20 protein-coding genes are annotated in these 24499 nt (G+C 39.7%); 12 read left to right on the top strand and 8 right to left on the bottom strand.

All coding sequences use genetic code 11. The features are described 5' to 3' along the window. The first annotated feature begins 338 nt into the window (after positions 1 to 338). The gene (locus EJ103_RS16860; protein ID WP_004586377.1) at positions 339 to 587 is read left to right on the top strand and encodes a hypothetical protein; all 249 of its coding nucleotides are present in this window, start codon (positions 339 to 341) and stop codon (positions 585 to 587) included. A gap of 58 nt (positions 588 to 645) precedes the next feature. Here EJ103_RS16860 and EJ103_RS16855 read toward each other — a convergent pair whose 3' ends face one another. Together EJ103_RS16855 and EJ103_RS16850 are read right to left on the bottom strand one after the other, a co-directional pair. Then, positions 646 to 2583, bottom strand: a complete 1938-nt coding sequence (locus tag EJ103_RS16855) for a cytochrome c/FTR1 family iron permease (protein ID WP_164521646.1) — start codon at positions 2581 to 2583, stop codon at positions 646 to 648. Between the two features lie 133 nt (positions 2584 to 2716). Next, the gene (locus EJ103_RS16850; protein ID WP_064387250.1) at positions 2717 to 4000 is read right to left on the bottom strand and encodes a sodium:proton antiporter; all 1284 of its coding nucleotides are present in this window, start codon (positions 3998 to 4000) and stop codon (positions 2717 to 2719) included. A gap of 503 nt (positions 4001 to 4503) precedes the next feature. Between EJ103_RS16850 and EJ103_RS16845 the strand changes: the two genes are divergently transcribed. The 5 genes from EJ103_RS16845 to EJ103_RS16825 all read left to right on the top strand — a co-directional run bounded on the left by EJ103_RS16845 (position 4504) and on the right by EJ103_RS16825 (position 11738). Further along, positions 4504 to 6684, top strand: coding sequence for a pre-peptidase C-terminal domain-containing protein (locus tag EJ103_RS16845; protein WP_126008877.1), 2181 nt, complete (start codon positions 4504 to 4506; stop codon positions 6682 to 6684). A 73-nt stretch (positions 6685 to 6757) separates the two neighbouring features. Then, on the top strand, positions 6758 to 8611 hold the full coding sequence (locus EJ103_RS16840; RefSeq protein WP_206435503.1) for a M28 family metallopeptidase: 1854 nt from the start codon (positions 6758 to 6760) through the stop codon (positions 8609 to 8611). Between the two features lie 98 nt (positions 8612 to 8709). Next, positions 8710 to 10626 carry an ATP-dependent DNA helicase gene (locus tag EJ103_RS16835; RefSeq protein ID WP_029772969.1) on the top strand — a complete coding sequence of 639 codons (1917 nt, stop codon included), beginning with the start codon at positions 8710 to 8712 and terminating at the stop codon, positions 10624 to 10626. Between the two features lie 9 nt (positions 10627 to 10635). Continuing rightward, on the top strand, positions 10636 to 11340 hold the full coding sequence (gene tsaB, locus EJ103_RS16830) for a tRNA (adenosine(37)-N6)-threonylcarbamoyltransferase complex dimerization subunit type 1 TsaB (protein ID WP_126008875.1): 705 nt from the start codon (positions 10636 to 10638) through the stop codon (positions 11338 to 11340). A 68-nt stretch (positions 11341 to 11408) separates the two neighbouring features. After that, the gene (locus EJ103_RS16825; RefSeq protein WP_126008873.1) at positions 11409 to 11738 is read left to right on the top strand and encodes a hypothetical protein; all 330 of its coding nucleotides are present in this window, start codon (positions 11409 to 11411) and stop codon (positions 11736 to 11738) included. A gap of 64 nt (positions 11739 to 11802) precedes the next feature. On the opposite strand, the gene EJ103_RS16820 is transcribed toward EJ103_RS16825, so the two are convergent. After that, positions 11803 to 13092, bottom strand: a complete 1290-nt coding sequence (locus tag EJ103_RS16820) for an alkaline phosphatase (protein ID WP_126008871.1) — start codon at positions 13090 to 13092, stop codon at positions 11803 to 11805. Positions 13093 to 13672: 580 nt separating this feature from the next. Between EJ103_RS16820 and EJ103_RS16815 the strand changes: the two genes are divergently transcribed. From EJ103_RS16815 to rnd, 3 genes are all read left to right on the top strand, one after another. Continuing rightward, positions 13673 to 14524, top strand: a complete 852-nt coding sequence (locus EJ103_RS16815; RefSeq protein WP_126008869.1) for an alpha/beta fold hydrolase — start codon at positions 13673 to 13675, stop codon at positions 14522 to 14524. Positions 14525 to 14639: 115 nt separating this feature from the next. Continuing rightward, on the top strand, positions 14640 to 16292 hold the full coding sequence (gene fadD / locus EJ103_RS16810) for a long-chain-fatty-acid--CoA ligase FadD (protein ID WP_004586367.1): 1653 nt from the start codon (positions 14640 to 14642) through the stop codon (positions 16290 to 16292). Between the two features lie 51 nt (positions 16293 to 16343). After that, positions 16344 to 17474, top strand: a complete 1131-nt coding sequence (rnd, locus tag EJ103_RS16805; protein ID WP_126008867.1) for a ribonuclease D — start codon at positions 16344 to 16346, stop codon at positions 17472 to 17474. A 190-nt stretch (positions 17475 to 17664) separates the two neighbouring features. Here rnd and EJ103_RS16795 read toward each other — a convergent pair whose 3' ends face one another. Then, positions 17665 to 19350: an RluA family pseudouridine synthase gene (locus tag EJ103_RS16795; RefSeq protein WP_126008865.1), complete on the bottom strand. Its 1686-nt coding sequence runs from the start codon at positions 19348 to 19350 to the stop codon at positions 17665 to 17667. A 70-nt stretch (positions 19351 to 19420) separates the two neighbouring features. Next, positions 19421 to 20317 (bottom strand): LysR family transcriptional regulator, encoded by an 897-nt coding sequence (locus tag EJ103_RS16790; RefSeq protein ID WP_126008863.1) that lies wholly within the window; start codon positions 20315 to 20317, stop codon positions 19421 to 19423. Positions 20318 to 20451: 134 nt separating this feature from the next. On the opposite strand from EJ103_RS16790, the gene EJ103_RS16785 reads away from it, so the two are divergent. After that, positions 20452 to 21174, top strand: coding sequence for an outer membrane beta-barrel protein (locus EJ103_RS16785; protein WP_126008861.1), 723 nt, complete (start codon positions 20452 to 20454; stop codon positions 21172 to 21174). A gap of 85 nt (positions 21175 to 21259) precedes the next feature. Here EJ103_RS16785 and minE read toward each other — a convergent pair whose 3' ends face one another. Genes minE through minC form a run of 3 tightly spaced genes read right to left on the bottom strand, consistent with a single transcriptional unit; the run spans position 21260 to position 23047 of the window. Further along, a complete protein-coding gene (gene minE, locus EJ103_RS16780; RefSeq protein WP_004586362.1) occupies positions 21260 to 21523 on the bottom strand; it encodes a cell division topological specificity factor MinE in 264 nt (87 codons plus the stop codon). Position 21524: 1 nt separating this feature from the next. Further along, the gene (gene minD / locus EJ103_RS16775; RefSeq protein ID WP_024031716.1) at positions 21525 to 22334 is read right to left on the bottom strand and encodes a septum site-determining protein MinD; all 810 of its coding nucleotides are present in this window, start codon (positions 22332 to 22334) and stop codon (positions 21525 to 21527) included. Between the two features lie 5 nt (positions 22335 to 22339). Next, the gene (gene minC / locus EJ103_RS16770; protein WP_004586360.1) at positions 22340 to 23047 is read right to left on the bottom strand and encodes a septum site-determining protein MinC; all 708 of its coding nucleotides are present in this window, start codon (positions 23045 to 23047) and stop codon (positions 22340 to 22342) included. Between the two features lie 155 nt (positions 23048 to 23202). On the opposite strand from minC, the gene EJ103_RS16765 reads away from it, so the two are divergent. Beyond that, positions 23203 to 23490, top strand: a complete 288-nt coding sequence (locus EJ103_RS16765; RefSeq protein ID WP_126008859.1) for a YcgL domain-containing protein — start codon at positions 23203 to 23205, stop codon at positions 23488 to 23490. Further along, complete coding sequence (locus EJ103_RS16760; RefSeq protein ID WP_126008857.1) at positions 23483 to 24499, top strand: lytic murein transglycosylase; 1017 nt, start codon at positions 23483 to 23485, stop codon at positions 24497 to 24499. Before EJ103_RS16765 ends, EJ103_RS16760 begins: the two co-directional genes overlap by 8 nt.

Below are 24499 nucleotides of genomic sequence, written 5' to 3'. Positions count from 1 at the left end.
GAATAACCTCTCAGCGAAAGACCTGACAGGTTATTCCGGTGAATGGTGGTGATGATGTACTGTTGTCAGGTTTAAGCGCATTTTTGTATCCTATTTTGCTTACCGCTGTTTAGTGAGCGTTAAGCTTTAATCTGTTTCAATAAATTTCGCATTCATAAAAACATAAACGGCCTAGCCAAGGCAAGTTTTTTTTTACCAAATTAAAGCATATCTTATAACTGCCGATAATATTGAGAGCTAAACAGTATTTTTAGTTGTTTTAATGTTTAAATTGTAGGCAAATTGGGCTTTGTTGGTCAATTTATCTAATTTTTAATAAACAGGTTAAGGAGGGGAGTATGGATATAATGATCCCTTTTTTAGGGAAAATTTCACGGTTAGAGCTTGAGCCTAAAAGTACATTTCATATTGCAGGTGTGCAAAATATGCCGCAAGCGCAAAAAATTAAGCTTGAAAATGAAAAAAAACAGACGCTCAACAAAAAAAGATTAGCGCAGGCGCAGGGCAAAAAAAGTGCAAGTGCAGCTAATGAAAAAGCAATCACCGTAGATGATGAAGGGAATAAACATTTAGATACATGGGCATGATCTAAACCCTTAATAGTAAAAAGCCACGCACAACTTTTTACTATTAAGGATGTGTTTGCTAGCGTTTTTTAGCTTTAATAATGTAAAAGCTAAATATAACAGCTACGGTAAGTTGCGCTATAAAGCCTTGCCACGTAGATTTTAAACCCAGTAGTGCAATATCAAAGTTTATCGGCATTGAACTAATTGCGACTAAATCAGCCTCTTGTAATGCAATGACAGCTTTACCCATTAATACAAAGGCAAGTGCAAATAATAAATAAGTTGTATACGCAAAAAACTTAGCAATAGGTAACTTAATCGAATATTTAACTAACACCCATGCAATAAGCGCTAATAAAACCACACCCAATGCAAACCCAATAGCAAGCGATGAATACTGTGCTTGCGAGCTTTGCGTTAATAACGACTGATAAAATAATACCGTCTCGAACACTTCACGATATACCGCTATAAACGAGAGGCCCGCGAGCCCCCACAGTGTGCCAGACTCTAATCGCGTATTAATATTTTGCTGAATATATGCCTGCCACTGCTGAGCACTGGTTTTACTGTGCATCCATACCCCAACATATAGCAAAATAATAGCTGCGAATAGGGCGCCTATCCCTTCCATTACTTCGCGGCTGGCACCACTTATTTGTATTAATGTTTGCGCTGCTGCCCATGTTAAGCCACCTGCTATGAGGGCCATTACCCAGCCAATATGAACGTATTTAAGCGCATCTTGGCGTTTGGTTTTTATAAGCACCGTCATTAGCGCAATAACTACTAATAGTGCCTCTAGGCCTTCGCGCAGCAAAATAACTAAACTGGCTGATAGCAAGGCGCCATCACTGAGTGTGGTGTCATTAAGTAGGTTGTTTGCTTTTGTTAATTGTGCAAGTACAGCATTAACTTGCGCACCGACAAGCTCGGTGTTTTTTTCATTTTTGAATGTGTTACGTAAGTTCATCAATTGTACTTCAATGCTTTTACGCAAGCTTTCATCGTATGCATTTAAGTTATTCTCTATCAGCTCAAAGCCATCTAAATAGGCACTGATAGCCAGTTCGCTGGCTTTTGCGTATTCACCATTAGCATGTGCATTTTGCGCTGCAATAAGTTGCGAGCGTGCAACGCTAAGTGGCTGAGCTTTGTTTTTAAATAAGTGTTCTGGATTACCGCGCAGCCACTTAATAAATTGAACTTGGGCAGGGGATTTATTTTGTGAAAGCTGCGCAGGGTTAAGATTAATGATGTCTGAAGTGCTGATATTCTGGTTATTGTGTTGCGGCTTAGTTATATCTTGAAAAGCTAAACTGCCTACATAAAAGGCGAGTGACCAACGTTGTTGCTCATTAAATTGGCTAAAAGCAACCATTGGCGTATCGTCTATGCCATTGGATACAGCTTCATATAATCCCATAATTGTGCGATTTGTGGCTCGCTCTTTATCCGTAAAGTCCGTAGGCTGTGGTGTTAAACCTTTAGCAAGTGGGCCATCACCTTGTCCATTTATGCCATGGCACATAGAGCAGTTTTCTGCAAAAAGTGCCTTTGTTTGTTTTAGGGGTAATAAAGATGTAGGCAAAGAAAGCTGTGGCATAAATTCAAGCAAAGACTCTCTAAGCTTTGAGCTGGCAGCACGAACACTCTGTACGCTTTGTTTATTTATAATGGCGTTATGTAAGGCGCCAGCTTGTATTTTTATATGACTGTATTGATTATTAGCACTGCTTAACTGTGTGGCTAGCGTGCTTATTAAATTTGCAAACTCAGACATTTCTTGAAATTCGTCTTTACTGAGTACCTCGCCTTTATGCACCGCGCCAACGTAATCAACCCCTACGTACTCTGCAAGTTGTGATATTTGTTTAATCTTAGCTTGCTCAGCAGGCGTTGAGGCAAAAGCAGAAAAACATAAAAAAGTGAGTAAGAACAAAGGAAAGAGAAAAACGTGGCGACGTGTAATGCCATAAAATAACGAAAAAACACTTGTATACTTACTGGACATAATTAGCCCTATAAAAAACATTTAAAATTAAAACTATTTTTATTACGCTTAAAATAAATAAAACCGTGCTAAAAATAATCCCCCATAAATAACTAACCCGCAGTGAATAGACTGCGGGTTTAATAAAGAAAACTTAGTGACTTTGCTCGGCAGATTTAATACTACTTTGAATGAGAGGCGAGATAGTTAAACCTTGCACAATAATAGAAAATATAACCACAACATAGGTCACAATAACGATTAAATCATGCAGATCACTGCCTGATATAAATACTTGATCACGAGGAATAGCTGCAGCCATAGCTAATGCTAAACCGCCACGTAAACCACCCCAAGTTAAAATTTTAACGCTGTGTTTGTCGTAGTTTTTAAAGCGCTTAAATATTACAAATGGCGCACCCACACTAATAAAACGTGCTAATAAAATAGCAGGGATCATAACGAGGCCTAAGCCAATTTCACCCATTGTTACTGGCATAGTGACAATCAGCATACCAATAATCAAAAATAACAAAGCGTTTAAAAAGCTGTCGGTGGCGTGCCAAAAATCTTTAATATAGCGCGTGTTTTCGGGCCCTGTGCGCTCGGTTGCTTTTGCGCGAGTAATATTACCTAAAATAATACCACTGGTTACCATGGCAAGCGCACCAGATATTTCCCATACATTGGCAGCGGCAAAACCCGCAGTTGGAATGGTTAAGGTTATTAATAGGCGTATATTTACATCTTTACAGTTAATAATTAAAAAGTGACCCACAAGGGCCATTGCTAAGCCAAACACGATCCCACCTATGGCATCAACAAAAAACAGCTCTGCAATGTCGGCTGGGTTGGCATCGGTGCCAAAAAATGCAACAGAAAACAGCGTAGTAAAAATTACCAAACCAATACCATCGTTAAATAAAGACTCGCCTTCTACCTGTACCGAAATACCTTCAGGGGCGCGTAATTGTTTAATAATTGCCAGTACAGCAATTGGATCGGTTGGGCTTATTAAGGCGCCAAAAAGTAAACAATAAATAAAAGGGACGGGCCAGCCGAGTGCGGCAAAAATATAAAAACTTAAATAGCCAATTAAAAAAGTAGAGACTACGGTAGAGAACAAAACTAAAGCGGTTATTTCCCATCGTTGTTTACGCAGTGCCAACAGGTTAATTTCTAAAGCACCTGCAAATAACAAAAATCCAAGCATGCCTTTTAAAAGCAATTCATTAAAATTAATACTGGCTACAACTTGCGTCATTTCTAATGCAGTTGTATCGCCTAATAACTTAACTGAAATAATTAATAACAACGATATAACAACCGAGCCCGTTGTTATAGCAATCGTTGTTTGCATTTTAAGAACATACTGGTTTGCATAAGCAATAAAAATTGCGATAGCAGAGAGAAAACAAATGAGATACCAAGCATTCATTGGCTAACCTTAAATTTATTTTAGAGAACAAAAAAGAGCGAATTAAACGAGCCGTATATTACTCCTGTGACTAGGCTGTGTCACAGTATTTATGGGGCTTTTAGCACTTTTTTTATGTCTTTAGGAGACATATAGTTAATGCAAATTTACTGGTGTTATTGCTTGTAATGAGGAGATTAATACAAAGTTGCCTAGGCAACATAATGGCTGATTACTGCCGTTAATTAAATAAAGTAAACGTAGCTATTGTGCACGGCTAATAGTGTAATTTAGTGTAAATATATGTATACAATTTGTATCTGTTTAAAGTTTTACTGATTTTGTGTGTTTTTTAACCTACTGTAATTTCTATTGTTCTTACGTTTCCTAATACTTTACTTGTAAATTAAATGTTTAATTTTCATAACTCAAATTTGTAACATAAGCTTGATCCTTAATCGGGTACAAGTAGTTCCGGTTAATACAAATCCACTACAAACTAAATATTTTGACGGAGCGTAAACGTGAATTTATCAAAAATCACATTAGCAACTTTTGCTGCTTTAACCTTGGTTCAAGCAACAGATGCAGTAGCTGCGAACAAGAAATATCTAAATCAACAAACGGCTTTAAATAACATGATGCAATCAAATTCAGCATCCATTTTATCTACTAGCCCTAAAGACTTGATTGGGTTAAGTGTAAGGAACGAGTTAGTTGTATTAAAAGAGTTTATAAGTAATAACGGTGAAGTAACTCGCCGTTATCAGCAAACATATCAAGGTTTACCAGTAATTGGTGACACTTTAAGCCTTACATTTAAAAATGGCATGCTTAAAAAAGCCCATGGCGCTGCGGTGTACGATATTGAAGGCGATATAAACGATGTAAGCGCTAAATTATCTGTAAAACAAGCCATGCTTCAAAGCCAAAATGTAGGCATAGCTTCAAAAACTAAAGGTTTAAAAAAACACAATGAGAAATCAAGGTTAGCGATTTGGGTTGATCAACAAAGTAAGGCGCATTTGGTGTATGAAGTATCGTATGTAACCTACGGCAAATCGCCATCACGCCCTTATCAAATAATCGATGCTAATACCGGTGAGGTTTTGCTCAGCTACGATAACTTACAACATGCTGATGCTACGGGACCAGGGGGGAATCTCAAAACAGGTAAATACATCTACGGTACTGACTTTAGCAACCTAGATGTGTCTCAATCTGGTAACACCTGTGTTATGGATAATGCCAATGTAAGAACTATAAATCTCAATGGCGGCACAAGTGGCTCTGCTGCCCATTCATTTACCTGCCCAGAGAATACAGTAAAAGAGATAAATGGGGCTTATTCGCCGCTTAACGATGCTCATTATTTTGGTAACGTTATTTTTAATATGTATAACGACTGGGTGGGGTCGCCACCGCTAAGTTTTCAGTTAAAAATGCGCGTACATTATTCAAGTAATTATGAAAATGCATTTTGGGATGGCAGCGCAATGACCTTTGGCGATGGGCAAAGCACTTTTTACCCACTCGTAAGCCTTGATGTATCGGCGCATGAGGTAAGCCATGGCTTTACCGAACAGAATTCTGGCTTAATTTACAGCGGTAAGTCTGGTGGCTTAAATGAAGCTTTTTCTGATATGGCTGGTGAAGCGGCTGAGTATTACATGAAAGGCACTAACGATTGGTTAGTCGGGCAAGATATTTTTAAAGGCAATGGCGCGCTTCGCTATATGAATAACCCATCACAGGATGGACGCTCTATAGATAATCAAGGTAGTTATACCTCTGGCATGTATGTGCACTATAGCTCGGGTGTATTTAACAAAGCATTTTATAACCTTGCTACTACATCCGGCTGGGATACTAAAAAAGCATTTGTAGTTATGGCACGAGCGAATCAGCTTTATTGGAGTGCGAGTACAAATTGGGATTTAGCTGGTAACGGCGTTATGGACGCTGCGTGTGACTTAAATTACAACCCAAGCGATGTACAAGCTGCATTGGCCGCAGTGGGAGTTAGTTCAAACCTAAGTGCAGGGAGCGATTGCTCGAGCACACCTGTGCCTACGGATGAGGCGTTAACAAATAAAGTAGCACGTACGGGGATCAGCGGCTCTGCAAAAGCGCAGATGTTTTTTACACTCGATGTACCAGCGGGGGCAACAGATCTTGAGTTTAATACCGCTGGTGGCTCGGGCGATGCAGACTTATATGTAATGTTTGGAAGTAAACCCACACTGAATACGTATGACTGTAAAAGTACCACCTCTTCAAGCACCGAAAACTGCAGTATTTCGAACGTTCAAGCAGGCACCTACTATGTAATGGTAGAAGCATGGAATGCTATAGCTGATGTATCGCTTACTGGGAGTTTTAACAATTCAACAGGAGGCGTAACACCGATTAACAGAACCGAGTCTAATATTAGTGTTTCAACTAATAGCTGGGCTCGATTTACTCAAGACTTAGGAGCGGGCTATAGTAATTTAACCGTTACTATTTCTGGTGGAAGTGGCGATGCCGATCTTTATATAAATTATGGTTCGGCGTCGAGTACGTCAACTTATTTGTGTAGACCTTATAAAAATGGCAACAGTGAAACGTGTTCGTTTGATAACCCACAGTCAGGTACATGGTACCTAGATTTAAGAGGGTACAGTAATGCAAGCGGAGTAACACTGAGTGTGTCTGCTAATTAAACATTGATACCAGGGGCCTAGTGCCCCTTTTTAATTTTATGGATACCAGTATTGCCAATTATAAGGAATACCAATGAAACCTTTTAAACTACTAAGTGCGCTGAGCTTATTTACTACAATGGGCGTTGTAGCACAAAGTGAAACAAACAAAGTGTGGGTAAGCATAGATTCAACTGCAGCGGAACATTATGAGTATACCCAGCATGGGTTAGTGCAAAGATTGCCCTTTGCACAGCGCTCAACAAGTGCGCTTGAAAATATAGATTTGGTGTATATACCAGCTGATCAGGTAAATAATCTAAGCGAATTTATGCACCACAATTATAATCGGTGCGGTGGGTTTGTGGCACATGATTCATGGCAAGAGGCGAGCAGTTACGCAACACAATTAGCCACGGCGCATACTATACAAAATACATTAGCATTTAGTTATTCTATTGATAACGAACAAACAGTACAAAATTTAATGTCATCAATTAGCACCGTTAACCTCGATAGTACTGTTAACTCTTTAACCAGTTTTAATAATCGTTATTACACCTCACAAACAGGGATAGATGCTGCAAATTGGTTAAAAACACATTGGCAACAAATAGCGCAAAGTCGCAGTGATATTAGCATTGCAACTTACCCGCATAATTGGGCGCAATCGTCGGTTATAGTGACAATTGAAGGCAATGAAAAAGCAGATGAAATCGTTATTATTGGTGGCCACCTTGATTCGATAAATCAGTCAAACCCAAGCAATGGACGTTCACCCGGTGCTGATGATAACGCCTCAGGCATTGCTGTGCTATCAGAGGCGCTGCGCGCGATTGTACAAACTAATTACAAACCACAGCGTACGATTCAAATTATGGCGTTTGCAGCGGAAGAAGTCGGCCTTAGAGGTTCAAGTGATATTGCAAGCAGCTACCAATCGCAGGGTAAAAATGTAGTGGGCATGGTGCAGTTTGATATGACAGGCAATAATGGCAGCCTTGAAGATATAGTCATGATGACTGATTATACTAACAATGCACAAAATCAGTTTTTAGCAGCGCTTTTAGATACCTACTTACCGCAATTAGATTATGGATTTGATCAGTGTGGTTATGGTTGTTCTGATCATGCGTCATGGTATCAGCAAGGGTTTGCAGCCTCTATGCCTTTTGAATCAAAAATGGGCGATATAAACCCGCTTATTCACACCCAAAACGATAACCAGTTTGATACTCAACATGCCAGTAAATTCGCCAAGTTGGCAGTAAGTTATGTTGCCGAAATGGCAAAAAATGCCGGCGATACTGCGCCTCCTACTAATAACCAATTAACCAATGGGCAAACACTTAGTGGGATCACAGGGGTTGCAAAAGAGCAGTTTATTTACACATTAGCTGTGCCACAAAGTGCGAGCAATTTAAATTTTATTACGACTGGCGGCACAGGCGATGCAGACTTATATGTACGCTACAATCAAGCACCTACGCTGAACGATTATGATTGTAAAAGCACTACCTCAAGTAGTAATGAACGTTGCGATATTAACCCCTCTAGTGAAGGAGTTTACTATGTGATGGTACACGCATGGAATGCGATAGAAAATGTATCCCTAACCGGAAGTTACAATGAAGGGGGGAGTATTGAGCCTATCAATCGGAGCATTACAAACATAAATGTTTCTGCTGGGAGCTGGCAGCGCTTTAGCCAAAGTTTAAATACGCAGTACGCATCATTAGATATAACAATGTCTGGTGGCAGTGGCGATGCTGATTTATATGTAAACTTTGGCACTCCTTCTAGTGATTCTGAGTACTTGTGCAGGCCATATAAAAATGGCAATAGCGAAACCTGTTCGTTTTCTGCGCCACAAACAGGTAATTGGTATATCGATTTAAAAGGGTATAGCAATGCCAGCAATGTCACGTTATCTATAAATGCACAATAACGTGTAAAGGGGTGTGAGCCCCTTTAAAAAATTCTAATTTCAATTGGCTTGCCCTTATAGCCAGGCTTACGTAAAATCTCGCTATTATTTTTTGTAAAGTGACTGGTATTATCAAACAGCTGTTTAGTGCAACCGGGCCGTTAGCGTTATCTTTAGATGGATACACGCCACGCCAACCTCAAATTGATATGGCCGTTGCCGTTAACGATGCATTAAAAAATAGCACGCAGTTAGTGGTTGAAGCGGGCACTGGTACAGGTAAAACGTTTGCCTATTTAGCGCCTGCCCTTAAATCTAAGGGTAAAACAATTATCTCAACGGGCTCTAAGGCCTTGCAAGAGCAGTTATACCACCGCGATTTACCTCAGCTAGTAAAAGCACTTAATGCATCTAAAAAAACCGCATTATTAAAAGGGCGCGCTAATTATCTGTGCACTTATAGGCTAAACCAACATGTAGCTCATGTGCCAACAGACGATCCTGATGTAATGCATCAACTTGCTATGGTTGCAAAATTTGCCAGTGAAACACACTCGGGTGATTTAGCTGATTGTATTGGTATTGAAGAAGACGCCAAGGTACTGCCCTATGTTAATTCGACAGCCGATAATTGTTTAGGCAAAGAGTGTCCAGACTTTCAATCATGTTATATACGCAAAGCGCGTTTAAATGCAGCCGAAGCGGATGTAGTGGTTATAAACCATCATTTATTTTTTGCTGATATGGCAGTAAAAGACTCCGGTTTTGCCGAACTTATGCCCACCGCCGACGCTTATATTTTTGACGAAGCACACCAGCTTAGCGAAATTGCCAGTGACTACTTTGGTGAAAGTATTAGCACTAAAAAGCTGGTGGATTTAATTAACGATTTACGCGCTATTTACCGTGCAGAAATTCCCGATATGCTGCAGCTTGGCAAAAGCCTTAATAAGCTAGAAACCAGTGTGGCTGATTTACGTTTACAGTTTGGTGTAGATGGTAGCCGAGGAGATTGGCGCGAAAAGCTCAGCGATAAATTAATTTGCGCAGCGCTGCATCGGGTGATTAGCGATTTAGACTTTGTTTATCAGGTATTAAAACTGTGCCTAGAGCGCAGTGATAAAATAGAGCATCCGTTTGAGCGTACATTAGCGTTTAAAGGTCAGTTAGAGCGTGTTTTTGATACCGCACAAACGGGCTTTAGCTATTGGTACGAAACCACGCGGCGCTATTTAACGGTTAATATTACGCCACTTAATGTCTCTGCTAAATTTGCTCAAATGATGAAAGACACCGGCGCAGGGTTTGTATTTACCTCAGCCACGTTATCGGTTGATAATAAGCTCGATCACTTTAATGCAAGCTTAGGTATTACTCCTGCGCAAAGTATGATGGTTGATAGTCCCTTTGATTACCCTAATCAGGCGCTTTTATGCTTGCCACGATATTTGCCTGAATCGCACGCAGAGAACATGCCTCATGCAATTATAAAATTAACCCTAGAGCTGATTAAATCGGCTAAAGGGCGTTGCTTTGTGCTGTTTACAAGTTACCGAATGATGCATTTGGTGGCTGAGGGGTTAACCACACAAATGGACTACCCAGTTTATATGCAAGGGCAAATGTCTAAGCGTATAATACTGGAAAAATTTACGCGCCATGGTAATGCGGTATTGTTAGGTACTGCCTCGTTCTGGGAAGGGGTTGATGTCCGTGGTAGCACGCTAAGCTGTGTTATTATCGACAAGTTACCTTTTGCAGCACCGGATGACCCATTACTGCAAGCCAAAATGCAAGATTGCCAAATGCAAGGCAAAGACCCGTTTGCTCATATACAGTTACCGCAAGCTGTTATTGCGCTCAAGCAGGGCGTGGGGCGTTTAATACGAGATAACAAAGATAAAGGCGTGCTGGTTATTTGCGACAACCGATTAGTAACGCGCCAATATGGCCAAGTATTTTTAAAAAGCTTACCGCCGATGCGTCGCACGCGAAGCTTAGAAGATGCAAACACATTTTTAAAACACATTAACTAGAGTACTAAAATGATTAAAAGTAATATTCTTGCCCTAGATGCCTCAACCGAAGCGTTATCTTTAGTTTTACACTTTGAGGGCCAAACATTTCATCATTTTGAAGAATGCCCACAGCAACATAGTCAAAAAATACTCCCTTTAGTTGATGAGCTTCTTAATAAAGCACAGTGTAAATTAAAAGACTTAGACGTTATTGGCTTTGGCCAAGGGCCAGGTAGCTTTACCGGTGTACGCATTAGTGTTGCTATTGCACAAGGGTTAGCTTATTCAGCCAATTTACCATTAGTGGGCGTATCAACCTTGGCAATTATGGCCCAGCAAGCGTACGAGCAAACGCAGGCACCAGTAGTGTATTCAGCTATAGATGCGCGTATGGGAGAAATTTATTTTGCCCAATACCAGGTAAATAATGCACGCATGGAGTTGGTAAATGAAGAGTGTGTTATAAAACCAGAGTTATTAAGCAAAGAGCATATAAACAGTGAAGAGTTACACGCGATTGCCGTTGGCACGGGATTTAAAAGTTACCCTGATGCACTTAAAAACGTTAGCAATATAACCATAAATACAGCCATTACTTTGCCAGATGCTCGCTATATGCTTAGCCATGTAGATACGGCCTTTTTAAAGGGCGAGGTTGTTAAAGCAAGCGATGCGCAACCTAAATATGTGCGCGATACAGTAACATGGAAAAAACTACCGGGTCGCGAATAAGCACAAGAGTTGCAAATTGAGTGTTTTTAAATCATAATTTTTAATATGTTTGTTGTTGGAAGTTATCTATGACTTTGCCAATTGGTGCTGGTTTTTTTACTGGGGATATTCCTGCAAAGGTTACCTCAACAAAAATTATACCCTCTAAACCACAAGGTTTAGCGGATGATAGCGCCAGTCAAAAAACAAACACAGATTATGTAAAAAGTAGTAAAGCGGGTGTAGAGCTTGCTAATCAATACTTTAGTCAAAGCACCAGTAACGCAAAGTATAGCCAAACTATTTATGACCAACCAAGCCCAACGGTGAGTAAAGCAATTTCAACATATACAGAATTTGCAAATTTAGAGCGTCGCGCCGAAGTACAAGATTTAATAGGCGTCGATATATACGCTTAGCCCCAGTAATAGTAAAAAATAAAAAGCCCGAACACAGGTTCGGGCTTTTTGCGTTAGCTTATAGCTACTGTTTAATAAAGCCAATTAGTTTATCGGCAATATCTGTATTATTTTGAGCACCGTTAAAGTGTTCACTGCCTTTACCGTAGGCAAATACTTGTACATCTACAGCGGTGTGTCCGCCTGTTGTCCAACCAGTAAAGCTGGCGTCACTAATAATACTTTTAATGGCTAAATTAAGCGCTGTTTCGCCCATTTTTTTCGCTTGTTCAAGTTTTACTTTATTAGCCGGTGTATATTCAATACCTGTGTTGGCGCGCCAAATAGGCTCTAGGTCATCAGCAGCGAGTAATTGCTTTGTTAGCTCAATGGCTGTTGCTTTAACACCTTTAATAACTTCTGTATCCCACTTATATTGTCCGTGCGCACCGAGGGTTAACCCACCAGTTGAATGATCTGCAGTAACCACTAATAAAGTATCAGGGTTTTTATCAATATAGGCTTTTGCTTTTTCAATCGACTGTGCAAAGTCATCCATTTCGGCCATGGCACAGGCTACATCGTTAGCATGTCCACACCAATCAATTTGGCTGCCTTCAATCATGACAAAAAAGCCGTCTTTATTTTGGCCGTCGAGTAAATCAAATGCTTTAGCTGTTAGTTGCGTTAAGTGGTTTGAATTAGCATCAAGTGCAAATGGCAGGCCCATTGGGGCGTATAAGCCAAGTGCCGGTACTTGTGTGATCTGACCAAGGTTTTTTATATCATCGCTATATTGATAACCAGCTGCTTTAAATTCATCAACGAGGTTACGGTCTTCTCTAATAAAATACTGCGTACCGCCCCCTAGCATTAAATCAACAGGGAGTTTACCGGCAATTTTGTTATCTATGTATTCATTAGCAATCGCATCGTAATTTCGACGTGATTCGTTATGTGTAGCAAAACTAGCTGGGGTGGCATGGTTAATTTGCGAGGTAGCCACTAATGCCGTTGTCATACCGCGTTCTTTTGCTATTTCTAACATGGTTTTAACAGGCTTTTTGTCTGTATCGACTGCAATAGCACCATTATAACTTTTATGGCCGCTACTCAGTGCGGTTGCACCTGCAGCACTGTCGGTAACATAAGTGTGATCGTCAGGGTAAGTACGCGCCATGCCTGTTAAAATAGTATCAAATACGGTTGTTTCAATCTGCTTGGTGGTTGGATCATCTTTAAAATAACGATAAGCGGTTGTATAGGCAGGACCCATCCCGTCACCAATCATATAAATTACATTTTTAGGTGCATCGCTTGCATAAACACTGGTAGATGCACATAAAAGCGCTAATAAGCTAAGTTGGTTTTTCATTTTAATCCCTATGAATGTGCTGTTTAAATAGCACCACAATTGTATATGGTTACGGCGTGTTGAATTTGCAGCATAAATACCAAACATGCGCTGCCCAAAAATTCTTTCTAAGGCGATTAAGTTTTTTGCTAGGTTGTTACTCAGCCCACAAGGTTACAAACCTCGTACCAGGATTTAACCGCCCGTAGATTGAACAAGTTTCAATCCACAAAGTTCAATACGCACTCGTATAATAATGAAATGAAGTAAGAATAAAAAGCAAAGTATATAAACAGGTTTGGCTAATTGTCACTAAAACTATACAGCCATTTTTTTAGGTTATGTTAATTATAGTGTACTGAATATAGTGGTATACATTACTTACCTGAAGAGTATTTAAGCTCTGTTTGTAATTATTTATTGAATTAATGAAACTTGAGATAGTTTAAGTTATTGAAATTAAATGTATAATTGAAGTTCTAAAGTTAACCTTACAATTCAAGTGGTCTTTATAAGTATAAAAAATATAAAAACTTTTGGTATTAGAGGTCTGACAACTAGTATGTTATAAATAATGTCGCACGTTAAAAAGAGGTGTCTGTTGCAGCCATTTGAAATAAAAACAAGAAATATAACATTGCGAGGCTTACAAAAAGGCACTGGCGATGAGCTGGTTATAGCCTTGCATGGGTGGCTAGATAACAGTAATAGTTTTACACCTATGTTGGATCAGGTTAATCCGCAGCATACTTGGTATTGTGTTGACTTTGTTGGGCATGGGCTATCTGATTGGCGTGCACAGGACGCTCATTATTATTTTGTTGATTATATTGACGATGTGTACCAACTTATAAAGAGCTTAGGGGCAAAAAAGGTACATTTAGTCGGCCATTCAATGGGCGCAATGGTGGCTGGTTTATTTGCTAGTTGTTTTAGTGAGTATGTGCATTCAGTTACCTTTATTGAAGGGATTGGCTGTGTTACAACCCCCAGTGATGAAGTATGTGAGCAATTAAAAGGGGCGATACTGAACAGAGAGCGCGCCTACAATAAAAAAAAGCGCGTTTATAAATCGCAATCAGCGATTATCGATGCGCGTGCAAATACAACAGATTTAAATAACGAACTGATCACCTTATTGATGAGTCGTAATATTAAGCAAAGTGAACTAGGGTATGAGTTAACAACAGACCCTAAGCTTAAAAATCACTCAGGTTTTAGGTTTGATGAAGCGCAATGTATTGGTGCAATAAAACAATTAATTGCACCAAGCCAATTAATTTTAGGTAACCAAGGTTATTCGTTTGTAAAACAAAATTTGGCCAAGTATATTAGCTATTACAACAACTTGAAGGTAATTAATGTAGATGGCGGGCATCATTGCCATATGCAAAGCAGTGGGTTATGTTTTGAGCATATTCAAGCCTTTATGCTGCAAAATGGTGCATGTTAATTGTAAATTAGCGCCAAATGTGGGATTATTCCTGCATTAGAGTATTTGCTCAATTGTTAAAGTGCCTTACTTAGATTAAGGTTAATAAAAATATAATTATAAACAGGGGCTAAGAGTGGAAAAAATCTGGCTTAAGCGCTACCCAGAAGGTATGCCTGAAACAATCGATCCTGAGCATTACAACTCGTTACTCGAAGTGTTCGAAAAAAGTTTTACCGATTACAAAGATTTACCTGCATTTACGAATATGGGTAAAACATTATCGTATGATGAAATAGATACAGCGACACAACGTGTTGCCTCGTATATTCAAAATGATTTAGGTCTTAAAAAAGGCGACAAAGTTGCCGTAATGATGCCTAACTTATTACAAACGCCTATCGCTATTTTAGGTATTTTACGTGCAGGGTGTGTGGTGGTTAACGTAAACCCACTTTACACAGTACGAGAGCTTGAGCATCAGTTAAAAGACTCTGACGCGTCAGCTATTTTTATATTGGCTAACTTTGCAGACACGCTTGAAAAAGCACTTGCAAAAACGGATGTAAAACACATTGTTGTTACCCAAGTGGGCGACATGGTGGGTGGTATTAAAAAGCATATCGTTAATTTTGTGGTTAAATACATAAAAAAAATGGTACCCAGCTACAGCCTACCAAATACAATTAAGTTTTCAGATGTGTTAGCAGGTGACCCTGCAAAGTATACGCGTCCAGAAATGAGCTTATCTGATCTGGCTTTTTTACAATACACAGGTGGTACAACCGGCGTATCTAAAGGGGCGATGTTAAGTCATGGCAACATGGTTGGTAACCTTGAGCAAGTATCGGGCTGTTTAGATAAAGTATTAGACCGTGGTACTGAAGTTGTTGTAACTGCATTACCGCTTTATCATATATTTGCGTTAACGGCTAACTGCTTAACGTTTATGAAATACGGTGGTTTGAATGTATTAATTACAAACCCACGTGACATGCCGGCTTTTGTTAAAGAGCTTAATCAGCATAAATTTACTGCTATTACCGGTGTAAATACCCTGTTTAACGGGTTACTCAATACACCAGGGTTTGCAGAGCTTGATTTTAGTCATTTAAAAATGTCATTAGGTGGCGGTATGGCGGTACAACGTCCTGTAGCTGAAAAATGGCAAAAAGTGACTAATTCTAAATTGATGGAAGGTTACGGTTTAACTGAGTGTGCACCGCTTGTAACTGTAAGCCCGTACGATTTAGAAGCTTATAATGGCTCTATTGGTTTACCTGCTCCTAATACCGAAATTAAGCTAATGCTTGAAAACGGAGAAGAAGCGGCAAAAGGTGAACCCGGTGAGCTATGGGTTAAAGGCCCACAAGTTATGCTAGGTTACTATAACCGCCCAGATGCAACTGCAGAATGTTTGCAAGATGGCTGGTTTGCTACCGGCGATATTGCCACATACGACGATGAAGGTTTCTTCTATATTGTTGACCGCAAAAAAGACATGATCATTGTATCGGGCTTTAATGTGTTCCCAAATGAGATAGAAGAAGTGGTTGCCATGCACGACGGCGTACTAGAAGTCGCGGCCATTGGTATTCCGCACGATGTAAGTGGTGAACAAGTTAAAGTTTTTGTTGTTAAAAAAGACCCTTCTTTAACTGAAAAAGATATAATAAATCACTGTCGTGATAATTTAACTAATTATAAGGTGCCTAAACTCGTTGAGTTTAAGGATGAGTTACCTAAAACAAATGTAGGTAAAATTCTCAGAAGAGCCCTAAAAGATTAGTAAACTATAAAAAAGCCGGCATTAGCCGGCTTTTTTATTGTAGGAGATTAAGTGCAATACCAATTGATCGAAACACAAAATCAACTCAACACCTTTGTTGAGCAAATAAAAAACAAGCCTATTTTAGCCATAGACACAGAGTTTATGCGCCGCCGTACTTTGTACCCTGAAGTTGCACTTATTCAAGTATATGATGGTGAGCATCTCGCCCTTATAGATCCACTTGCTGAACTCTCGTTATTTGAATTTTGGCAAATATTACAAGATCCATCAGTACTGAAAGTGTTGCATTCACCCTCAGAAGATATTGAAGTATTTCAAAAATATGCAGGCTTTGTACCCGCTCCATTGTTTGATACACAATTTGCTCTTCAGCTTTTAGGCGAAGGCAACTGTATGGGCTTTGCGCTAATGGTAAAAGAGCTATTAGGCATAGAAATAGACAAAAGTGAATCGCGAACTAATTGGCTACAGCGCCCATTAACTAAAAAGCAGCTCGATTATGCAGCCGCTGATACGTTTCATTTACTGCCTTGTTTTGAACTAATAATTGAGCGTATAAATAAAGCTGAGTTATTTGATATTGTAATAAATGAGAGCGAGTTAATTGCAAATAAACGCGCCTTTCAAACCCCAGATGAGCTGCTTTACAAAGATATAAAAAACGCATGGCAACTAAAACCACACGAGCTCGCGGTATTAAAAGAATTAGCTGTATGGCGTCGTAATAAAGCTATTCGTAAAAATTTAGCGCTTAACTTTGTGCTTAAAGAGCACAACATGACGGAAATTGCTAAACGTGGGCCCTCGAGCTTAAATACGCTAAGACAAATTCCGGGTGTTGAGTCAATGGAAGTAAACCGCTCTGGGGTCGAAATACTAAAGTGTATTGAAAAAGCCAAGGCACTTGCGGTTGATGAGCATCCGCCTGTGCTTAAACGTTTAATTGATTTTCCGGCTTATAAAAAAGTCGCTAAAGATATTAAGCAAAAAATCACGAAAGTGGCAAAAGAGCAGGGTATACCAGAGGATGTAATGGCCTCTAAAAAGCAAATTAATCAGCTTATTAGCTGGAATTGGAAACTCACCGATGAGCAAAAGGTAAATCATATTAAACCTGATTTACTTAATTCTTGGCGCTACAGTTTTGTTAAAGAGGCACTTAAAGAGTGGGATAATTAAACTCACTTTTTAAGCTAACAGGCTATGTTATACCAATTCGCAATAATATTTAATCATTTTTAGGGACTAAACGTGTCGCTATCTGCGTTAAAAAATTCTCATTTAGAACAACTAAATAGCGATTTTTTTGCCTTGCTATCAACACGTTTTTTCATCCTCAAAATAGATCACTTAATTATGCGAATTGGTATTAAAAATCGGGCGCTACGCTGAATGTTAAACGCTTATGTGTAATGGGGTGATCTAGCGCCAAATATTCGGCATGTAAGTGTAACCTGTTGGCTTTTTTACCGTAATGTGTGTCACCAATAATAGGCATATTCAGCCCTAGGTGATGAGCGCAGTGTACCCTTAACTGGTGAGTGCGTCCTGTTTTAGGGTAGAGCTGTAGACGTGTAATATTGTTTTTACGTTCAAGTACCTGCCACGTAGTAAGTGCGGGTTTGCCGTTTTTATAACAAACAAGCTGGCGTGGCTTATCGTCAAAATCAAGTCGCAATGGAAGCTCTATCTTGCCACTGTCCTTAGGCACAATACCATCAACCAGCGCAATGTAACGTTTATCAATAGTGCGGGCAATAAATTGCTTTTGTAGTGCTTTGTGGGCTCGTTTATTGAGCGCCACCACTAATAAACCTGATGTAGACATATCTAGTCTGTGCACAATTAACGGGCCTGTAGCGTGCGGAAATTGCGTTTGAATACGTAGATACACAGAATCTTCAATATTGACACCTGGTACAGATAAAAACTCGCTGGGCTTATTTACAATAACAATATCATCGTCTTGATAGACTATCGGCAGCGTTTTACCTTCAGCAGGGTTAACGAGTAGCGGGTTATTTTCTATGCTGAGGCCTTTTAACATGTGCGATAAAATAGGTTGGCACTTACTGTAGCAAGAAGGGTAATAGTTTTTATGTTGGCGTATTGCCGATTTAGGTGCGGCCCCCCACCAAAACTCAGCCATAGCCACTGGCTTTAAATTATTAAGATATGCGTATTGTAATAGCTTGGGCGCAGCGCAATCTCCCGCACCTGATGGCGGAGTATGCTCTGGCAATGCTGCAAATATGGCATTGAGATCTTTAACTTCATGCTCTGCATTTAAAAACTGGTACTGTGCAAACACTCGCTTTTGTAGGTTTTTAGATAAAACTTTACGGCGCTTTTTTAACTGTTTTATTTCGTCGTGTAGGGCATTAAGCGCCTGCTGTTGCTGAGTTATTTTGTCGTGCCAGTGATCTTTTATGCTTTGATAGTGTTTTTTATCTTCTATGCTTTGTTTGGCCAGTTCATTCAAGCTTGCTTGTTGCTCAGGCGTTATTGCTTGGCTGTGCTCAATTACAAGTGCACTGCGCGCTTTTTTACGTGTTTTTCTATTGGCTTGCATTACGCTTTGTTGAGCGTGTAACTGCTGATCAAACGCGGCTTTATCGGCATTTAATGACGCTGTTAATTTATTCAATGTACTTGCATTTTCTAGGGCATGTATTTGCGCATTTATCTCGTTAATTATTTTACTTTCTTTTAAATAACCTACATCTTCCAGTGCCATTGTAGATACATTAGGCACGCATTTTATATCGGTATTTAAATTTTCGAGCTGGCCTGAATACGCCGCTAAAAAGCCAAGTTGTTGTTGCTGGTTTTGTACAACCAGTACACCAAACATTTTGCCATCATTCGTTGCTGTATTACTGCTGTCATTGTCGTTATACGGTAAATGCGTTTCAAGTTGCTGCTGCAATTGTGTTGCGGCTAAAACAGATAACGGATGAGGCTGGTAGTAAAACGGAAACGTAAATTTATCTGGAAGCGGTATAGAATCTACAGAGCAATCAAATAAAGTAAAACAAGAAGCGTGATTTAACATAGCAAAGTAATAGCAGGCATAAAGCAAAGTAATAGGTCCATAATAACATATTCACTTAAGGGGTACTTGCTTAATCCTCTGCGGTTACTAAACCGCGCTCAGCTAAAAAGCGTACTAATAATAGTGTTAGGTTTTCTCTGCGTGCATTATTTGGCCATACCGCGTAATAACCAAGCGGCTTAAGTTGCCAGTTAGGTAAAATGTGAATGAACTCTTCTCGTGCTAATTGTTTTTTTACTAGGTTTTCGGGCAATATGCCAAGACCCAAGTTTTCAGATACAAAGTGACTTATTGCAAGCGCACTATTTACATTTACGCGCGACTTTTCACAAATACACACCACTTCGCCATTTGGAGAGGTAAAATCTACAGTGCTGCCGTGCATACTAAAATGAACCCAATCCCACTGTTTTAAATCGTTTGGGTGCGTAGGGGGTTGATGTTTACTCGCGTACTTACTTGAGGCAACTAAAAAGCGTTTACTCTCTCCAATTTTACGCGCCATGAGTGAGCTGTCTTCTAGCCAGCCAACTCGAATACTTAAATCGAGTCCTTCATCCATTATATTTATTACTTGGTCTGTGTAATTAAGAGACAAGTTCACTTTTGGGTAGGTTTGCACAAATTCTGCTATCGCGGCTGAAATTTCGGAGCTTGCTAAAAAGGCGGGCAGCGATATTTTTAAAGACCCTATAGGCTCATCACCCACAGAGTTAATTTCGTTCAAACCTGCCTCTGCGTGTTTTGTTAAGTTTTCTACGTGGGCGTAAAATTTTTCACCTTCAGGGGTAAGCGACAATTTACGGGTTGTTCTATGTAATAAAGTGACGCCTAAAAACTGTTCTAAGTCAGAAACACTATGGCTAACACGTGAAGGTGCTATGCCAAGCTCCTTAGCTGCAATACGAAATGAACCGCCAGCAACCACTTTGGCAAAAATAGCCATGTGTCGTAAATAGTTAATCATTGTTCTGAAAGTCGGAATTGTATTGTGCCGTTATTGTATCTATTCGCTTGTGAATCGAAAAGTTATATTAGCTGCGAATTCAACATTAGCCTTACAGCCCAATAATTTGGTTGTTAAAAAAAACAGGAATAACAATGAACACATTACAAAAAACTATGGTTGCCGCAATTGCTTTAGCGTGTACCACACCTACTTTAGCTAGTGCAGAGGGGTTTTATGGAACTGCACATGTAGGCTATAGTTCGCAAGCAAATGACTCTCAAGCCATTGGTAACAATATTGCCGTAGATAGTGATTTTCCATCTGAATTTGATGCCGGTGAGGGCAGTGTAGGCAGTATTGGTTTAGGTTATCAGTTCAATCCTCAATTTAGAGTAGAGGCGCGTATTAGCTATCATGATACTGACTATAGCGATACAAAAGTTGGCGTGGGTGCACGCGAAGGTGAGCAGTATGTATTAAAGGGGGATTTAAAAACCACCACTTATACAATTGAAGGCTTTTACGATTTTGATAACAGCACCGCGTTTACGCCTTATATTAAAGCGGGTTTGGGGCTTGCCGATAACAGCTATTCTGCAAAATTAGGTGGTGCAGGCATTAGCGCCTTTGACGCATTCGATGGAAATGTTGATGGCTATTACGATGCGTATGCTGATGACGATTCAACCGAATTTACATGGAATATTGGCGCAGGGGTTAACTATCAAATAGCTAAAACTATGTCGTTATACACTGAGTATCAATACATTGAATTTGGTGATGTGCAAACGGGGCAAGATGCATTTACTGATGGCTTTAAAATTGACAGTGCAGCAAGCCATGAGTTTTTACTTGGTTTACGTGTAAACTTCTAAATTTAAAACACAACACAATGCACCACATACGTGTAGTGAGTGTGCAAAGCAAAAAGCGGCATTTAAAATGCCGCTTTTAGTTGTGCTACTTTTTTTCTTCGTCAGGTAATGTCACGTTGAGCTCAAGTACCGCTAAATCATCTTCGTTTTGGTCAAACTGTACCTGCACTGCATCAGTGTTTACATTTACGTACTTACGGATCACATCTAAAATATCTTGTTTTAATTGTGGTAAGTAATCCGGTGTTCCGCGTTGCGAACGCTCGTGCGCGACAATGATCTGCAATCGCTCTTTTGCTAATGACGCGCTATTTTTCTTTTCTGAGCGGAAGTAGTCAAGTAAAGACACATTAACCTCCAAAAATCCGTTTAAATAAGCCTTTTTTCTCAACATCTAAGAAGCGAAAATCGACTGTTTCACCGAGTAAGCGATTGATTGCATCAGCGTATGCTTGCCCTGCATCTGAATCACCATCAAGTATTACTGGCTGGCCTGAATTAGACGCACTCAATACCGCTTGCGACTCAGGAATAACACCAAGTAAAGGAATCGACAGAATATCTTTAACATCTTCTACCGATAACATTTCACCTTTTTCAACTCGCTCAGGGTTGTAGCGTGTTAATAATAGGTGTTCTTTAATATTTTCTAGGCCTTCTTCAGCACGTTTCGATTTGCTGTGTAAAATACCTAAAATTCTGTCTGAATCTCGAACCGAAGATACTTCAGGGTTTGTTGTTACAATTGCTTCATCAGCAAAGTACATCGCCATCATTGCGCCTGCTTCAATACCTGCAGGTGAATCACACACAATGTAGTCAAAGTCTTCTTTTAGTTCGTTTAAAACGCGCTCTACGCCTTCACGGGTAAGGGCGTCTTTATCACGTGTTTGTGATGCGGGTAGTAAAAATAATTTTTCAACGCGTTTATCTTTAATAAGCGCTTGATTTAGGTTGGCTTCGCCGTTTATTACGTTTACAAAATCGTATACTACGCGGCGCTCACACCCCATAATTAAATCTAGATTACGTAAGCCAATATCAAAATCGATAATAACTGTTTTATAGCCTTTTAAAGCTAAACCGGTGCCTATTGCAGCACTTGATGTTGTTTTACCAACACCGCCTTTACCAGAGGTAACGACAATTACTTTTGCCATGAGATTTATCCTTTAACCAAAGCTGAAATTTCTAATGATTCGTTTTTTTGTTGTATTTGTACTGCATTGCCCCAGTGCTCACCTTGTAATGAGTCGCTGATCCAGTAATTGCCATCAATTGAAACCAATTCGGCTTCGAGCTTTTGGCAATAAATGCAGGCGTCTTTAATCCCTTTTGCACCTGCAATAGCACGACCGCGTAAGGTGCCATAAATATGCACATTACCATCGGCTATTACTTCTGCACCATGGCTAACTGCACCAAGTACAATTAAGTCTCTGTCTTTTGCATAAACTTGCTGCCCTGAGCGTACCGTGCCATTAATTACTTGCGCAGGTAGGTACACGTTTTTTTCAACAATAGAGGTATTTGGCGCCTCTTGTTTAACGGGTGCACTTTTAGCATCTTGCGAGTAATTTAGTACAGAAAGGCCAGCGGCTTTAGCTTGCGTGTGTTGCTCATCTGAGCCATTACAAACACCCACAGCATTAAAGCTCATACGCTCAATGAGAGATTTTAAATGTACAAAATCAAGTGAGCTGTTTTTAATTTCTTCTAAATTAACAACAATAGGCGCTCCTTCAAAAAAACGGGGAGCTTGGGCTATTTTTACATACAACTGTTCTGCTAGAAGGGCGATATCAGTGCTATAAAGATGCAATACTGACAACGTGAAAAGGTTCCCTTTTAGCTCAAAAATTTGTTCCGACATACACGCTCAATTGATTTGTCTGATTAGAAATTAATTTTAGATAAACGTAGGCTGAATAAGGCCTTTAATGAAATTTCTAATCTAATTTTTCTAACTTATTATTACTCTCATGTTATAGTGTGCGGCAATGTTAAGCAAGATTAAATAGGGCCATTATGCTCACTGCGGTATATAAAAGTAAGAAAAAAGCGGATACCTTCTTATTTGTTGAAAAAAGAGATGATTTTAGTAAAGTGCCTGAACCTTTACTGACTATGTTTGGTCAACCTATTTATGTAATGATTATCAATTTAGCAAAGCGTGATCATTTAGGCGGTGCCGACCTTGAAACAGTAAAAGCAGCCTTAGCTGACCCAGACAAGGGTTACTATTTGCAAATTCCACCGCCGGAAGAAAATTTACTTAGCCAATTACGAAAAGAAAACGGAGTTGATAGTGATTAAAAAGTTAGCCGTAATTTTATGCTCAGTGTGTTTAAGTGGCTCTGTAGTTGCTAAAACGCAGGCCGAATTTCAAACTTATTTAAGTGACTTAAAACAAGAGGCCATTGCTAAAGGGTACGATAGCAAATTAATAGACGATGCATTTGCGACTGCCTCATACAAAGAAAAAGTTGTATCGGCTGATAAAAACCAGCCAGAGGTTAAAGAAACCCTCGAAACCTACTTACCAAAACGTGTACCCCAGTGGAAAATTGATCGTGCACGTAAACTCTATGCAGAAAATAAAGATGTACTTGAACAAGTTGCAAAAGAGTTTGGCGTACAAGCACGCTTTATAGTGGCATTATGGGGCCTTGAAAGTAACTTTGGCACAATACAAGGTGGCCATAATGTTATTTCATCGCTAGTGACGCTTGCCTTTGATGGTCGTCGTGAAGCACTTTATAAGCGCCAGCTTTGGGCAGCATTAGATATTTTAAAGTCAGGCCATATTACGCTTGATAAATTTAAAGGCTCTTGGGCTGGAGCAATGGGGCAAACTCAGTTTATGCCTACCTCATTTAACGCCTACGCGGTTGATTACAATAACGACGGCCGTAAAGATATTTGGACCACCAAAGAAGATGCATTTGCATCGATTGCCAATTATTTAAAACAAGAAGGTTGGAATGACTCACTAACTTGGGGTCGCCAGGTAAAATTACCTGAAAATTTTGACAGTAAATACGTGCTAAAACGCGGCACTAAAACACGTAAGCAATGGTTAGAATATTGGAACGACTCAGAGCGCTCGCTTGCAGATTGGCAAGCACTGGGTGTACGCAAAGCTGACGGGTCTGACTTACCTAATGTTGATGTACGCGCTGCACTGGTAATGCCTGATGACTTTAATGGGCGTATGTACTTAGCGTATGATAACTACAAAGTGTTTATGCACTGGAACCGCTCATATTACTTTGCCACCAGCGTGGGCTATCTATCAGATAGAATTGGTTATCCAAAAATATAA

Origin of the sequence: Pseudoalteromonas sp. Xi13 (genome assembly GCF_003952205.1) — a bacterium.
GTDB classification, from domain to species: Bacteria; Pseudomonadota; Gammaproteobacteria; order Enterobacterales; family Alteromonadaceae; genus Pseudoalteromonas; species Pseudoalteromonas atlantica.
The sequence above is the reverse complement of the archived record's forward strand: the minus strand, read 5'-3'. Positions and strand labels throughout refer to the sequence as shown.